We start from the raw sequence: 13,071 nt of genomic DNA on the forward strand, positions 1-13,071 counted from the left end.
TAGACTGCCTGACCTACAGCTCTCCACCTTCGGCTGTATTGTACTATAATTATTTAAAATCTGTTTTGTTAAAAATCTCTTTAAATAATAAGGCATTTCTTCCGCTGTGTCATCATTTTTCTCAAAATGATTGTTAAGCGCTCCGGAAGAGAAACCCATTATAAGGATGCCCCTGGTCCGTTTGGGATTATTCTTATATATAGCAAAAAAGGATGCGGCCCTAATAGGACCACATCCTTTTTTGCTATTTTACAAGTAAAATCTCCTCCGCTCAGCCAGAAACACGGCTTCATAGCGCTCTGCCTGCAGCTCAAGCAGTTCCGGTAGTCGGATCAGGTAGAGCAGCGCCGTTCTGTCCGCCTATTCCTTCACACTGCCGACATTCAAGCCCACTACAAAGTACTTCTGCATAAACGGATACACCAGCAGGATAGGCACAGAGGCCACGACTGTGATAGCTGCCCGTATAGAGAGTGGTGTCACCATCGCTCTTGCCGAATTCTGATCCATCCCCACCCCATTCTGTACGGTTGGGTTACCGTTGGAATTCATCGTTGAGGACAGCAGCTTCATCAGCTCATATTGCAGCGTACTGAGATTCTGTCTGGATGAGGTATAGATAAAGGCATCGAACCAGGAGTTCCACGCGCCGACAGCCACGAACAGGGCGATGGTCGCCAGCACCGGCTTGCAGAGCGGAAACACCACCCGCATGAATATTCTGAAATCCCCGGCGCCGTCTATCTTCGCCGATTCCAAGAGGCTCTCCGGAATGGTTCCGATATAGGTACGGATGACGATCATATTGAATGCGCTGATCATCGAAGGGAAAATATACACCCAGAAGCTGTTTAACAGGTGCAGATCCTTGATCAGGAAATAGTTCGGGATCAGACCGGCGCTGAAATACATCGTAAGCACAAAGATAACAGTAATCGGCTGACGGAATACATATTCCCTGCGGCTTAAGGTGTATGCAAGCATGGTGGTCAGAAAAATATTGAGTATCGTAGAAATCACTGTACGGGCTACTGAAACCAGGAAAGCGTCAAAAATAGTTCCCGTGGCAAAAATTGCCCTGTAATTCTGAAAAGTCCATTCTCTCGGCCATAAGTAAATACCGCCGCGGATTGTATCGTTCCCTTCATTAAACGAAACAGCTATCGTGTTGATGAATGGATATAATGTCACAACCACCAGACAGACCATAAAGAGCGTATTGAAGGAAGTGAACAGAATCGGCTCAAGCCTTCCGGTACCTAGACTCCTTTTCACCGTATAGCCTGCATTTGGCCCAGGGCTAATGTGTCGGTTATCCATCATTATAACAACCTCTCTTCCCCAAGCCGCTTGGAAATCCCATTAGCCATAAGCAGCAAGGTTACACTGACAACTGTTTTGAAAATCCCGCCCGCAGTGGCGAGTGAATAATTCCCTTGGGCAAGCCCGTATTTAAGCACGAAGATATCTATCGTCTCCGCCCAGTCCACTACCAGCCCGTTGCCGAGCAGATACTGCACTTCAAAGCCTGCTTCCAGGACATGTCCTATGGACATAATCATCAGAATTACAATCGTTGCTTTGATACCAGGCAGGGTTACAAACATCATCTTCTTGTAACGGTTCGCACCGTCAATTTCGGCAGCTTCATAAAGGGCAGGGTCAATGGAGGCAATGGCCGCCAGATAAATAATGGTATTCCATCCTACTTCCTTCCACACATGCGAAGCCCCTACGATTCCCCAGAAATACTTTCCTTCACTAAGCCATAGAATCGGCTCTTTAATCAGATGCAGCTTCATCAGAACGATATTTACAATCCCGTCGTTAATGGAGAGCGAGGTGGCCACAATGCCGGTAACGATAATCCATGACAGGAAGTGGGGCAGATAAGAGATTGTCTGCACAGTCCTTTTCCAGAAGACCTTCTTGATTTCATTCAGCAGCAGCGCAAGCACTATGGCTGTAACAAAACCGAGGATCAGATTGATAAGCCCCATCGCCAGCGTGTTGCGCAGTACACGAATAAAGTTATCATCTGTAAACAGAAACCTGAATTGCTTGAGTCCCACCCATTCCTGTTCACCGAAGGACTTCGCGGGCTTGTAATTCTGAAACGCCATGGTCCAGCCCCAAACGGGAACATAGGCAAAAAGAATAATGTAGAGCATCAAGGGCACAGACATCCAAATAAGCTGATTCTGGTTTCTGATCAAGCGCCAGGTAATCGGCTGTTTTTTCTTCTTTCGGTTCTTCGGATGCCGGACGACAGTATCTATTTCTAGGGTCTCATCCATATTCGTTGTCTCCTACTCCATGAAATTAATTTAGCAAGTGGAAGGCCCTGATCGGCCCTCCACCTTCTGATCCCGGAAACAGCGTTCCGTTATTTACTCCAGTTCTCAATTCTCCACTTAATCTGCTCATTGATCTTGTCTTCATATGCCTTCACATTAGCCTTTTCGATCTGTCCGGTGTAATCGGTCCATACGGAATCGAAATCTGCCGGGTCGGCAAGGATGGCTTTAGGCAGGAACTTGGTCTGCAGTTCATTCAGCTTGGTACTGGCTATTTTGGCATCCGATCCTTCAATTAAGTCGATGGACCAGGCAGGATAATAGACCGGATTGGCAGGAGGCTCACTGAAGAAGTCCACGTAAGAGTCAAAGCCATAGGCATCAAGCACTTCCTTGTCGAAAGGCTTCAGACCTGCTTTGTATTCTTCCGGCTGTGCAGCAGCATCCGTTGAGTTGCCGTCACTGAAGCTTCCTTCTGTTTTGGGCAGGTAATCAAACATCGCTTTGGCTTTGTTGGCCAGCTGCCAGGTGGCATCGGCTGCATTGTCACGCTGTTCCTGGGTTCTCATAAATCTGCCGTTCTCCACGATATAATCTTCGCCTTCCACACCCCAGGAGAACATTTTCTGCCAGTCTTCCTGGATCAGAGTGTCGAGCAGCTTGATGATCTGCACGGCATTTTTGGCATTGATACTGATACCGAAGCCGTTGTTAAGGTTAAGAACGGCAAGATCGCGGTAGTAGTCTTTGGTCGCCTCTTCGTATACGAGCGGAAGACCAACATAGGTGCGTTCAATTTTACCTTGGGTCGTCAGAGAATCCTCAGCAGCGTTGAAGTTCCAGTGCTGGTCGAACATCCCCAGTACGGTACCACTGGATATTTTCGCCATATACTGGTCATAGTTCTGTACAAAGGTCTCTTTATCGATCAGACCCTTCTGGTTGATTTCATTCAGCTTCTGGTAGTATTGCTTCGCATAATCTTTATTTGCAAACACTTCAGCTACGCCGTCATTGACAACCACACCGCCATCATTTGGATGGCCGATCAGATGCTGCGGCGCATTGAACAGACCCCAGTTTTTCCAGTCATAGTTCAGAATTTCGAACCCGATCGTCGGGCTTCCGTCGATTTTAGGATATTTCGCCTTATACTGCTCAATCAGGTCAAAGTATTGATCCAGTGTCTTCACCTGCGGATAATTGAATTCCTTGAGGACAGCTTTTTGAATCCAGAAGGCAGGTCCCGAATACCAGGAGCTGTTGACCTTACCATTGTATACACCGTAGTTAGGCAGGATATAAATATGGCCGTCGTTCGGGTCCTTCATCATGTTCCAGTATTCGGCATAATGCGCTTTCAAATTTGGCGCATGCTCCTCAATCAGGTCTTCCAGCGGAATATATGCCCCTGCTGCTGTAAGCTTGGTATTCCCGGTCATGAGGTCCGGGTAATCCTGGCCGGCAATCATGACGCCCAGCTTCTGGTTAATGTCACCTGCCAGGAATTCCATATCGAAGCTGGCTCCGGTTTCTTCCTTGATCTTCTTGTAAATCTTATTGTCCGGTGTCGGCTGTTGTCCAGCTGCGCCGATAAATACGCTTACCTTAAATGGTTCTATCTTTCCTCCTGTGTTAGCTGAAGCCGTTCCTGCCGCAGTTGTCTCTTCAGCTTTGCCCGCAGTATTGTTGTTGTTGCCCCCGCAGCCGGATAGCGTAAAGCTTAGGGATAACAGAACAATCAGGGAAAACTTGTACATCGCTTTCGACTTGCCCCCCATAAAGCACCTCCATAATGTGTTGGTCTTTAATTTGTAAGCACTTACATGTATGAATTATAGAGGTGATCCGCCGGCTAAAATACGACCGAATTAAAGGTATACCCCCATAAAAGTTTAGAACTTTGCATGGCGGTATTCATTCGGGCCCATGTGCATCTCCTTTTCAAACCGTTTCAAAAACTGACCGTAATTGACATAACCCACACGTTCAGCTATCTCCGAGAGCTTCAGCTTGCTGCCGCGCAGCAGAACCGCCGCCTCCTGAATCCGCAGATGATGCAGCTGCTCATTGAAGGTCATGCCGTTCTTCTTAATCAGCAATTGCCCCAGATAGACGGGATGCAGGAAGAAGACCTCTGCCAGCTTCTGAATGCTCAGACTCTCCTGAAAATGCGCACCGATATACTCATTAATCTCCTGCACAATGCCATGCGACTTTTGATTCTGCTCACGCATCAGGAGATCAATTGCCATTTCACCGCACATTAATAAGCGGCTGAGCAATTCATCCAGCGGGATCATGGCCTGCTGGATCTCCGCGATTCCAGACCCAGCCGTCACCTGCTCCCCGCCTCCGTCCTCCGCCCCGGGCGCGAGCTCGGTGATCCGGTACATGAGATGAATCACAATTTTCCGAACCACCTCCGGCGCCACCTGCTGTGCACGGAAGCTGCAGTCCGCTTCCTCCAGCGCTCTGCGGTAACCGTCCGCATCGAGCAGATTAACAGAATCAAGCAGGGCATCCATTAGCCGGATATGATCATAATGATAGCTGAAGGGATGGCCCTGTATCCCGCGGTAAGCCAGAATCCCGGCATACTCAGGATTATAGAAAAAATGCTGCAAAGCCTCTTTGGCGCTGCGGTAACTCTCAGCAATTCCCGGCAGGGAGTTCTCCGGAGCTCCAATGGCCATATAGATCTGTCTTCTGCCGTATTCCTGCCGGAGGAAATTCAGCCCCTCTTCTATTGCTCCGCCTTCAGGGCTATCTGCCGGCATACCGTATACAATCCCGAGAATGCCCGCCTCCAGATCCATCATCACCATGGCCGGATAGGCAGCCAACTGGGTAGCCGCCCTTCCCCGCAGCTCTGTATACAGCTCCGGGACAGTCTGAATCAGACAAAGATTCCAGAGCCCGACCCCCTGAAAGCCAGGCAGACGATCCAGCAGCTCCTGAAGCGCCGGGTCTGCTTTTTTCCCGTACAGCAGTCCTCTAATCAAGGCCACCGCCTCTTCTTCAGAGGCAATCTCATGAATCATTCTGCGGTTCGCTTCCTGTTCCAGCTCCTGATGAATTTCCCGCAATTCCTCAGCGGCCTCCTCCGGAAAGACCGGCTTCAGCAGATAATGGCTGATTCCGTAGCTGATGGCCGTACGGGCATATTCAAATTCACTGTAGCCGCTCAGAATCACGAACTTGGGTCTGCCGGCATCCTGCTCTTGCCAGGCCTCTATCATCTCCAAACCATTCATGAGCGGCATGTTCACATCTGTAATCACCAGGTCCGGCTCCAGCAGCTTCATCAGCCGCAGCCCCTCCCGGCCGTTGCCGCAGGTTCCGCACAGCTCGAAGCCGAGTTCCTCCCAATCGATCCACAGCTGCATGCCTTCGAGGGCGCTCGGCTCATCATCAACTAATAATACTTTGTATTTCACAGGTTACACCTCGCCTTCCAAGGGATGATTCAACTCCAGCAGCCTGAGCGGAATGCCGAAGGTGACCAAGGTCCCCAGACCCGGTGTGCTGGATATCTCGAAGCGCACCTGATCGGCATAATATAGTTCAAGCCTGCGGTAGACGTTGCGGATTCCGATATTGGTCCCGGAGGAGTCCTCCTTGCGGATGGCATACAGCAGCTCTTTAAGCTTATCCGGCTCTATGCCTTTGCCGTTATCCGATACGCTAATCTGCAGCCGGTTATCCAGCACTGCCGTGCTCACCCGGATAATGCCAAGCCCTTCAATCGTCTGCAATCCATGCTTACAGGAGTTCTCGACCAGCGGCTGCATGCTCAGCTTCGGAATTTTATATTTCAGTGACTGCTCATCAATCTCAAACACATAGTCGAATTTATCCCTGAACCTGAATTTCTCAATTTTGAGATACATCTCGATGAATGTGATCTCCTCCTGCACCGACACCAGGTCTTCCTTCCAGCTGAGCAGCCTGCGCAGCAGCTTCGACAGGCTTTTCACAATATCCGTAACATCGGAATATTTATTCTTGGTGCAGACCACCAGAATCGCATTCAGCGTATTGAACAGAAAATGGGGGTTCATCTGGCTCTGCAGGAAGTTCAGCTCCGCCCTGACGCGCTCCATCTCCAGATTCTTGCTCTGGATCTCCAGCTTATACACATCGTTGATCAGCGAGTGGATTCTGGAGGTCATCCGGTTGAAATTGTGAATTAAGCCGCCAATCTCATCCCGCCCCTCATCGATGGTGATCAGCTCAAACTTCTCGTTAGACACCTTTTGCATATGGCGGGACAGGCGTTTCACCCGGTAATTGTAAGAGCGCAGCATAATATAGATGAACCCGCTGGTCAGCAGCGTAAGCGTTGTTGCCAGCACAGCCGCGTACAGACGTATATCCAGAATCGCTTTAGAAATCCGCTCACCCTGGGTGATCCCGGCAATTCTCCAGCCTTTGAGATAGTTAGCCGTGCCTACAGGTACTATCTGAACATCCTCCTCTTGACCGCTACCCAGCTGATTGAATACAGGATAGGGCTCTTTGGTGAGCCGCTGATAGCCGCTGTCCGCTGACATGACAATCTTGTTCTGCTCATTGATGAGGTAGAGACTTAAGTAATCCTTCTCCCGGACAATAATGTCGTAGATCTCATTAAGATCCAGATCAATGCGCAGCACTTTCTCATACTTATTCAAGTTTCTGTAATTATCCATCGTTTGAACTACACTTAGCGTAGGGATTGACGATGCCAGATTCTTATTCTCACTCGTCCGGTAGGCGGTAACAAACACCTGGGTACTCGCATTCTTCGCCTGTCTATACCAATCGCTGGCCCACACCTTGTCATTCATGACCTGATAATTCCCGCCGGATACAATGGTGCGGTTGTCCGTGTAAATGCTAATCCGCTCCAACTGGTTGTTAACAGGCATGTAGCTGTTCATCCGGTCCCTCAGCTGTTCGTCGAACATACTATAGAATTCTATGGAGTCCGTGTAGGTGCGTTCCAGCATCTCGTACAGATTCTTATCCGTAGACAATGCATAACCGACGGAGACCCCCCCTTCGATGAAATCAAGAATATCCTTACGCGCCCGTTCCAGAGAAATCTCCAGATTCTGCTGTTCTCTGGATTTGATAAGATCCGTAATGCGGTCCAGAAATACAAGATTAAGCACCATGATAGGCAGGAGTACACCGACAATATAAATCAGGTAGAACTTGTAATTGAGCGGGATATCGTTAACAATCGTCGTGAATTTGAATCTTTTTCTCCACATGCCTTATGCACCCGGCTTTCTTATCATTATAAAATTTATAAGATCTCGGGGTCCCCGCAAAGTACCTGAGTAACCTTCGAAGCCAAAGCCCCACTTTGTGGGGTTATCTCATAGCTGCTTGTTCTTATTGGCATTCTTGTAGACTGAAGGTGAAGACCCAACCCTCCCCTTGAACTTGTCGATAAAATAATCCGTATTCGAAAAGCCCACCTGCAGTGCGATATCCGATATCTTGAGCTGGGTGCGCTTAAGCAGGCTCTTGGCCGCTTCAATTCGTTTCTCATTCAGATAATCGCTGAAGCTCCGGCCCGTTTCCTTACGGAACAGTTGGCCCAAATAAGCCGAATTCATATGAAACTGTTTGGCAATATCCTGAAGCTGCAGCTTACTCCGGAATTCAAGATCCACGTACTGAATGACATTATAGATCGTATCCCCCTCATTATCCGCCCGTAATTCAGCCAGATAAGCCGCTGCCTGCAGGCAGAGCTTGTCCACATACAGACTCAGCCTGTAATAATCGGCGAGTCCGCCCAGATCGCCATACTCCGTCCGCATCGCATTCATGATTCGGTCGGGATCTCCCTGCATTTCTGCGATGCTCCGGCATAAGGTCATCTCCAGATGGGCCACCTCGGCCTGGGCTGCATCAATCCTCAGCGGCTTGGCCGTAATGGCAGCGAATGCTTCCCTGACACAACTCTGAATCTGCCCAGTCTCGCCTGCCTTGACCTTCTCCAGCACACAGGTGAAGTGCCCTTCAGCTAATTCCAGGGACTGGCCCTTTGCTCCCAGGTCATTATAGTAGAAGATCCCCCCCTTCTCCCGGCGGCACTTCAATCCCCAGACCTCAAGGCTCTGTGTGTACAGTTCCTGGATAGAGCCCGCCCCTCTCCGCTTGCCGCTGATCAGTACGGCCACAGGTACGCCAAGCTTCTCCGACTGTGCCCTCTGCACCTGGGCGGCGGCTGCCTCAATGGCTTCGGAGGACATCCCCGCACACCGCACAATAAGACCCGGCCTGCCCGCTGGGTCCTGAAAGACATAGCCAAGCTCACCCGGGAATCCTTCCCCATCCCCTTCATTCAGGCTTATTGTGCTTGATACAGCAGCAGTAAGGATACACTGCAGCTCTGTCTCAGGCTGAAGATCCATCAGCCTATCCGCTGCGCGCTCCAGCTCTTCGCTCCATTCCCCCTGAATGAACCGGTTGATCAGATTATGGACCAGGAAGTTCTGCTTCTTGCGGTTCTCACTTCTGGAAGCGATTTCATTTTGGATGATGGCTTTGATCTTCAAGAGCAGCGTCCCGATCTCTTCATCATCGACCGGCTTCAGCAGATAGCCATCCACCTTCTGGCGCAGCGCAGTTCGGGCATAGTTGAAGTCGTCATATCCGCTCAGAATAACGAATCTGGGCGGGTGGTCCATCACTTCCTTCACGGCAGCAATCAGCTCGAGTCCGTTCATTACGGGAAGGTTGATATCCGTAAGCAGCAGGTCCGGCTTATGCTCCTGAATTAACCGGAGGGCCTCCACAGCGCTAAGCGCTTCGGCGCATACTTTGTAACCGGATTTCTCCCAGTCGACCATCGTCCTAAGTCCTTCAAGCACCCACGGTTCATCGTCAACAATCATGACTTTCAGCATGAGCCTCGCTCCAATCCCCGAATCTAAATTTTGTCAGTAAATGAATTACAAATAATGCTAACATACAAGTTCAATGATGTGAATTACAACTTAATCAGATACCGGAGTCATATAAAGTAACATTGATCATTTACTTTTTGCGGATATTCTCTATAATTAGGGTTAATTTTATTGATTATCCGGCATTATCTCACACAGGGAAGTGATATGCTTGACGGTAAACAGTCTTCTATCCTCCAATGAATTCAAGAAGCGCCTCTCCCGCTGCTACAATGAAGTGCATAGGGAACTGTATGGGGTAGGTGTCACACAGCTGAGAATTGATGCCGCCGGCGAATCGATGATCCTCTTTCTGGTGAAGCATCAGCGGGTAACTGCGCTGCGGGCACTGGAAGAGAACTATCCCGAGCTGAAGCAGTCGGTGGATGCTGCGCTCCATCAGGAGTTCAAGCGGATCTTCCGGAAGAAGCTAGCCGATGAGCTGGATTTGCCTGTCACCGGTGTACTCCGGGATTATGATCCGGGCACAGGGTGGGCCAGCACGATCATTATCAGTGAATAACAAGATCCCCCACAAAGTGGGGCTTTGGCTTCGATGAAGCGAAGCATGTACCTTCTTATCCTATAACCGGCTGCATCCGGATTGTATCCTGATGCGCTGACTACGCCTATGGCTCGCCAGATTTCTGTTTACAGACTGAAGGAAGCCGTTGATTAGAGGATCCCCTCTATTTCAGCGGCTTCTTTTCATTTCAAAGGAGCATACGCCATGAAAATTATTGTCGGCATTACCGGAGCCAGCGGCTCCATTTACGCCTACTCCCTGATCCGCAGCCTGCACCGGCTTGGGATCGAAACCTATGTCATCGCCACAGGTGCCGGAGAGAATGTGATGAAATACGAGTGTGGTGCGGATATGCAGGAATTGGCCGGATATGCCACTGTGCTGTCCAATACAGATCTGTTCGCTCCTGTAGCCAGCGGCTCCTTCAAGACAGATGGGATGGTGATTATTCCCTGTTCAATGAATACGCTGGGAGCTATCGCTAACGGCATGGGGGATACACTGCTTAGCCGGGCAGCCAGTGTGGTGCTCAAGGAGAAGCGGCGGCTGCTTATCGTTCCGCGCGAAACCCCGCTCCATCTGATTCATCTGGAGAATATGGTGCGGATTGCCCGGGCGGGAGCGGATATCATGCCCGCTTCGCCGGGCTTTTACAATCATCCGACCGAGATCTGGGAGCTGGTGAACTTCATGAATGCCCGTGTTCTAGACGCGCTGGGGATTGATCATCAGCTGATGAAGCGCTGGGGGGAAGCTTAGGAGGGCTGTGCTGGCCTTCTGCCGAAACAGGGAAGCCCGCAGCCTGTGTGGCATGGCTGCGGGCTTCCCTGTTTTTTTGAGATACAATATTGTAAGAAATAATCCTATTCTCCCAGCTCTGCCCGGATCTTCAGGAACACCTGATAGCTCCGCTCGGCAACCTCCGAAATCGCAATCGGGTGGAAGCCCGGCAGATCCGCGTACAGCAGATCATTCAGCGGTGCGGTCCAACTGGCGGGAAGCCGGGCTGCGCCCAGCTTCGCTCCCATAATGGAGCCGACTGTGGCACCGTTGCAGTCTGTATCCATCCCGGCAGAGACAGAGGTAACCACGGCTTTCTCGAAGTCATTGCCGCCGTATATAAGCGAAGCTGCAACGATAGCGGCGTTGTTATTGGTATGCACCGGGTCATAATGGCTGAACTCGTTCCATAGTGTGCTAACCAGCTCGCGCTCACTGCCTGCCTGCTGTGCGATCTCCATACCCCGCCGCACATCCCGGGTCAGCCTGCTGGTCTGCGGTATCTCGCTCAGCCCAATCTCTACAATCTCTTCATTATCCAGGCCCGCGAACGCAGCAGAGATCATTGCAGCATTGAACATTTCGCCGTAGATCCCGTTCTTCACATGGGAGAAGGAGGCATCCCGCCAGCCCAGCTCCGCCGCAAGCTCGGGGTTCCCGGCCGCGCCATAGGCCAAGGCGTCCGCACGGATGGCCGCCCCGATCCATTCCCGGTACGGATTCAGATGCATGCGCACCCGCTCCTGCCGCAGCGGCCAATCCTCCGGCTTCTCACCGTGCAGATGGGAGGTTTCGCCGGCAAAGTTCATATAGGCCTGTGTTTCTGCTGTACATACCTGGCTGTAGGTCAGATGCCCGTGCCACAGCTTGCCGATATCCCAGGAGTCCCAGTCCAGCCCCTTTTGCTCCAGCAGCATCAGGCCAAGGACGGTATAACGGATATCGTCGTCACTCTCCATGTAGCTGATCTTCTCGCGTGTACTGGTGAAGGACCAGTCGCTCAAGCCCAGGCCGTATTCAGCCTGTGCCGTAGAGTACTCAGGTGTATACCCTGTAATCGGCCAGGCATCGGCACCGCGGAACCACAGCTCGATGTTCTCCCAGCCGGTACGGCCGTCCTTTCCGTACAGATAATCCCAATACTCCAGCGGCTTGCCCAGCGCGCAGCCTACACTCCGGCCAAGCCAGGCTCCATAGAACCTGTCCCTCCACTCTTCCGGTGTCCAATTCACCGCAAGCTTACGCGGACCTCCGGGGCGCAGCCGTCTGATCGATGCCAGATCCGAAGGCTCCTCGTAAGGAAAGTCGGCGCCCACCGGAAGGGCCATCAGCTCCCGGTATACCTCCATGAGCTTGCCCTCATCACTTCCGGCAGCAGCCAGCTTCTCTGCCAGACTCCCTGGCTGGCAGCCTTCCTCTATCCGCTGCTGCAGCTCCAGCCGCACCGTCTCCTGCAGGCGTTCCCAGCCTGCCATCCGCTACAATTCTCCCGCCGCAGGCAGGGACCCGCGGTCTAACCGCTCCAGTGAATCAAACAGCAGCTTGATAAAAGCTTCACGGTCTACACCGAGCAGCACCTCTGTATTGGCAGGCTGCTCCGGCTTCTTGCGCCGGTCAGCTACAGTCATCCCCCGGGTCAGCTTCCCTTCGGTTTCCACTGTTACATGCAGATGCTCCGATTCGAAGAGCTCCGGATGCAGCAGCCAGGCAATCGCGCACGGGTCATGCAGCGCATTGCCGATATAACCCATCTTTTTGCCGTAGATCGAATAGAAATCCAGCAGCTCTCCGACCATTACGGATACGGGTCCACGGGTTTTCAGCTCCTGAATCTCCTCTTCAAATATCGCCGCCTTATCCGTTACATCCAGTCCGCTCATTACAATGGGAATTCCGGATTCAAAGACAATCCGTGCCGCCTCCGGGTCGACATATATGTTGAACTCCGCCGTCCGGGTCACATTGCCATAGGCGAGCCCGCCTCCCATCAGGGAGATCTTCTCAATTCTGTCCTTCACTTCCGGATAAGCAGTAATCAGGAGGGCGATGTTCGTCAGCGGGGCTGTAGGCACCAGGGTAATCTTCTCTTCAGAAGACCGTATAATATCCAGCATGAATTCTACCGCTCCCTGTTCCACCGGCTTGAAGCGGCTCGCCGGAAGCGCGGGGCCATCCATGCCGGACTCCCCATGTGCTGCTTCTCCGGTTACCAGCTTGCCGAGCAGCGGTGCCGCCGCTCCTTTGGCAACGGGAATATCGGCATTTACAAAGCTGAGCACCTTGAGTGCATTATCGGTGATTTTATCCAGAACCTGGTTGCCACCAACCGTGGTAATGCCCCGGATCTCCAGCTGCCCGGGATGAGCCAGCGCAAGCAGAATGGCAATCGCGTCATCATGCCCCGGATCGCAGTCGATTATGATAGGTGTTGGCATCGTTGTCGCTCCCTTGTAAGTTGATTTCTAATCTAAAACGAAATTGAAACTGCTCCTATTGTGGTTGATAGTAACTAGGCTGC

At 51.3% G+C, this 13,071-nt stretch carries 10 protein-coding genes; 2 read left to right on the top strand and 8 right to left on the bottom strand.

Annotated elements, in window-relative coordinates:
- Positions 1 to 360: 360 nt before the first annotated feature.
- From R50912_RS28125 to R50912_RS28150, 6 genes are all read right to left on the bottom strand, one after another.
- Positions 361 to 1,320, bottom strand: a complete 960-nt coding sequence (locus R50912_RS28125) for a carbohydrate ABC transporter permease (protein ID WP_081956826.1) — start codon at positions 1,318 to 1,320, stop codon at positions 361 to 363.
- 2 nt (positions 1,321 to 1,322) lie between these two features.
- Positions 1,323 to 2,297, bottom strand: a complete 975-nt coding sequence (locus tag R50912_RS28130; RefSeq protein ID WP_042239620.1) for an ABC transporter permease — start codon at positions 2,295 to 2,297, stop codon at positions 1,323 to 1,325.
- A gap of 89 nt (positions 2,298 to 2,386) precedes the next feature.
- The gene (locus R50912_RS28135; RefSeq protein WP_042239621.1) at positions 2,387 to 4,078 is read right to left on the bottom strand and encodes a type 2 periplasmic-binding domain-containing protein; all 1,692 of its coding nucleotides are present in this window, start codon (positions 4,076 to 4,078) and stop codon (positions 2,387 to 2,389) included.
- Positions 4,079 to 4,192: 114 nt separating this feature from the next.
- Positions 4,193 to 5,737 carry a response regulator gene (locus tag R50912_RS28140; protein WP_042239622.1) on the bottom strand — a complete coding sequence of 515 codons (1,545 nt, stop codon included), beginning with the start codon at positions 5,735 to 5,737 and terminating at the stop codon, positions 4,193 to 4,195.
- 3 nt (positions 5,738 to 5,740) lie between these two features.
- Positions 5,741 to 7,558 carry a sensor histidine kinase gene (locus R50912_RS28145; protein ID WP_042239624.1) on the bottom strand — a complete coding sequence of 606 codons (1,818 nt, stop codon included), beginning with the start codon at positions 7,556 to 7,558 and terminating at the stop codon, positions 5,741 to 5,743.
- Positions 7,559 to 7,666: 108 nt separating this feature from the next.
- On the bottom strand, positions 7,667 to 9,208 hold the full coding sequence (locus R50912_RS28150; protein WP_042239626.1) for a response regulator: 1,542 nt from the start codon (positions 9,206 to 9,208) through the stop codon (positions 7,667 to 7,669).
- Positions 9,209 to 9,419: 211 nt separating this feature from the next.
- On the opposite strand from R50912_RS28150, the gene R50912_RS28155 reads away from it, so the two are divergent.
- The gene (locus tag R50912_RS28155) at positions 9,420 to 9,770 is read left to right on the top strand and encodes a hypothetical protein (RefSeq protein ID WP_042239628.1); all 351 of its coding nucleotides are present in this window, start codon (positions 9,420 to 9,422) and stop codon (positions 9,768 to 9,770) included.
- Between the two features lie 207 nt (positions 9,771 to 9,977).
- Complete coding sequence (locus R50912_RS28160) at positions 9,978 to 10,532, top strand: UbiX family flavin prenyltransferase (protein ID WP_042239629.1); 555 nt, start codon at positions 9,978 to 9,980, stop codon at positions 10,530 to 10,532.
- Between the two features lie 104 nt (positions 10,533 to 10,636).
- Here the strand turns inward: R50912_RS28160 and R50912_RS28165 are convergent, their stop codons facing one another.
- Both R50912_RS28165 and R50912_RS28170 read right to left on the bottom strand, forming a co-directional pair.
- Positions 10,637 to 12,028 (bottom strand): ADP-ribosylglycohydrolase family protein, encoded by a 1,392-nt coding sequence (locus R50912_RS28165; RefSeq protein WP_042239630.1) that lies wholly within the window; start codon positions 12,026 to 12,028, stop codon positions 10,637 to 10,639.
- 3 nt (positions 12,029 to 12,031) lie between these two features.
- The gene (locus tag R50912_RS28170; RefSeq protein WP_042239632.1) at positions 12,032 to 12,988 is read right to left on the bottom strand and encodes a nucleoside hydrolase; all 957 of its coding nucleotides are present in this window, start codon (positions 12,986 to 12,988) and stop codon (positions 12,032 to 12,034) included.
- Between the last annotated feature and the right edge of the window lie 83 nt (positions 12,989 to 13,071).

The sequence above is a fragment of the Paenibacillus sp. FSL R5-0912 genome, from assembly GCF_000758605.1.
Classification (GTDB): Bacteria; Bacillota; Bacilli; order Paenibacillales; family Paenibacillaceae; genus Paenibacillus_AQ.

What these genes read in the sequence shown, in the direction of transcription:
- R50912_RS28130 (WP_042239620.1), bottom strand. Translation starts at nt 2,297, where the DNA reads ATGGATGAGACCCTAGAAATAGATACTGTCGTCCGGCATCCGAAGAAC.
- R50912_RS28150 (WP_042239626.1), bottom strand. Translation starts at nt 9,208, where the DNA reads ATGCTGAAAGTCATGATTGTTGACGATGAACCGTGGGTGCTTGAAGGA.
- R50912_RS28135 (WP_042239621.1), bottom strand. Translation starts at nt 4,078, where the DNA reads ATGGGGGGCAAGTCGAAAGCGATGTACAAGTTTTCCCTGATTGTTCTG.
- R50912_RS28145 (WP_042239624.1), bottom strand. Translation starts at nt 7,558, where the DNA reads ATGTGGAGAAAAAGATTCAAATTCACGACGATTGTTAACGATATCCCG.
- R50912_RS28165 (WP_042239630.1), bottom strand. Translation starts at nt 12,028, where the DNA reads ATGGCAGGCTGGGAACGCCTGCAGGAGACGGTGCGGCTGGAGCTGCAG.
- R50912_RS28160 (WP_042239629.1), top strand. Translation starts at nt 9,978, where the DNA reads ATGAAAATTATTGTCGGCATTACCGGAGCCAGCGGCTCCATTTACGCC.
- R50912_RS28125 (WP_081956826.1), bottom strand. Translation starts at nt 1,320, where the DNA reads ATGGATAACCGACACATTAGCCCTGGGCCAAATGCAGGCTATACGGTG.
- R50912_RS28170 (WP_042239632.1), bottom strand. Translation starts at nt 12,988, where the DNA reads ATGCCAACACCTATCATAATCGACTGCGATCCGGGGCATGATGACGCG.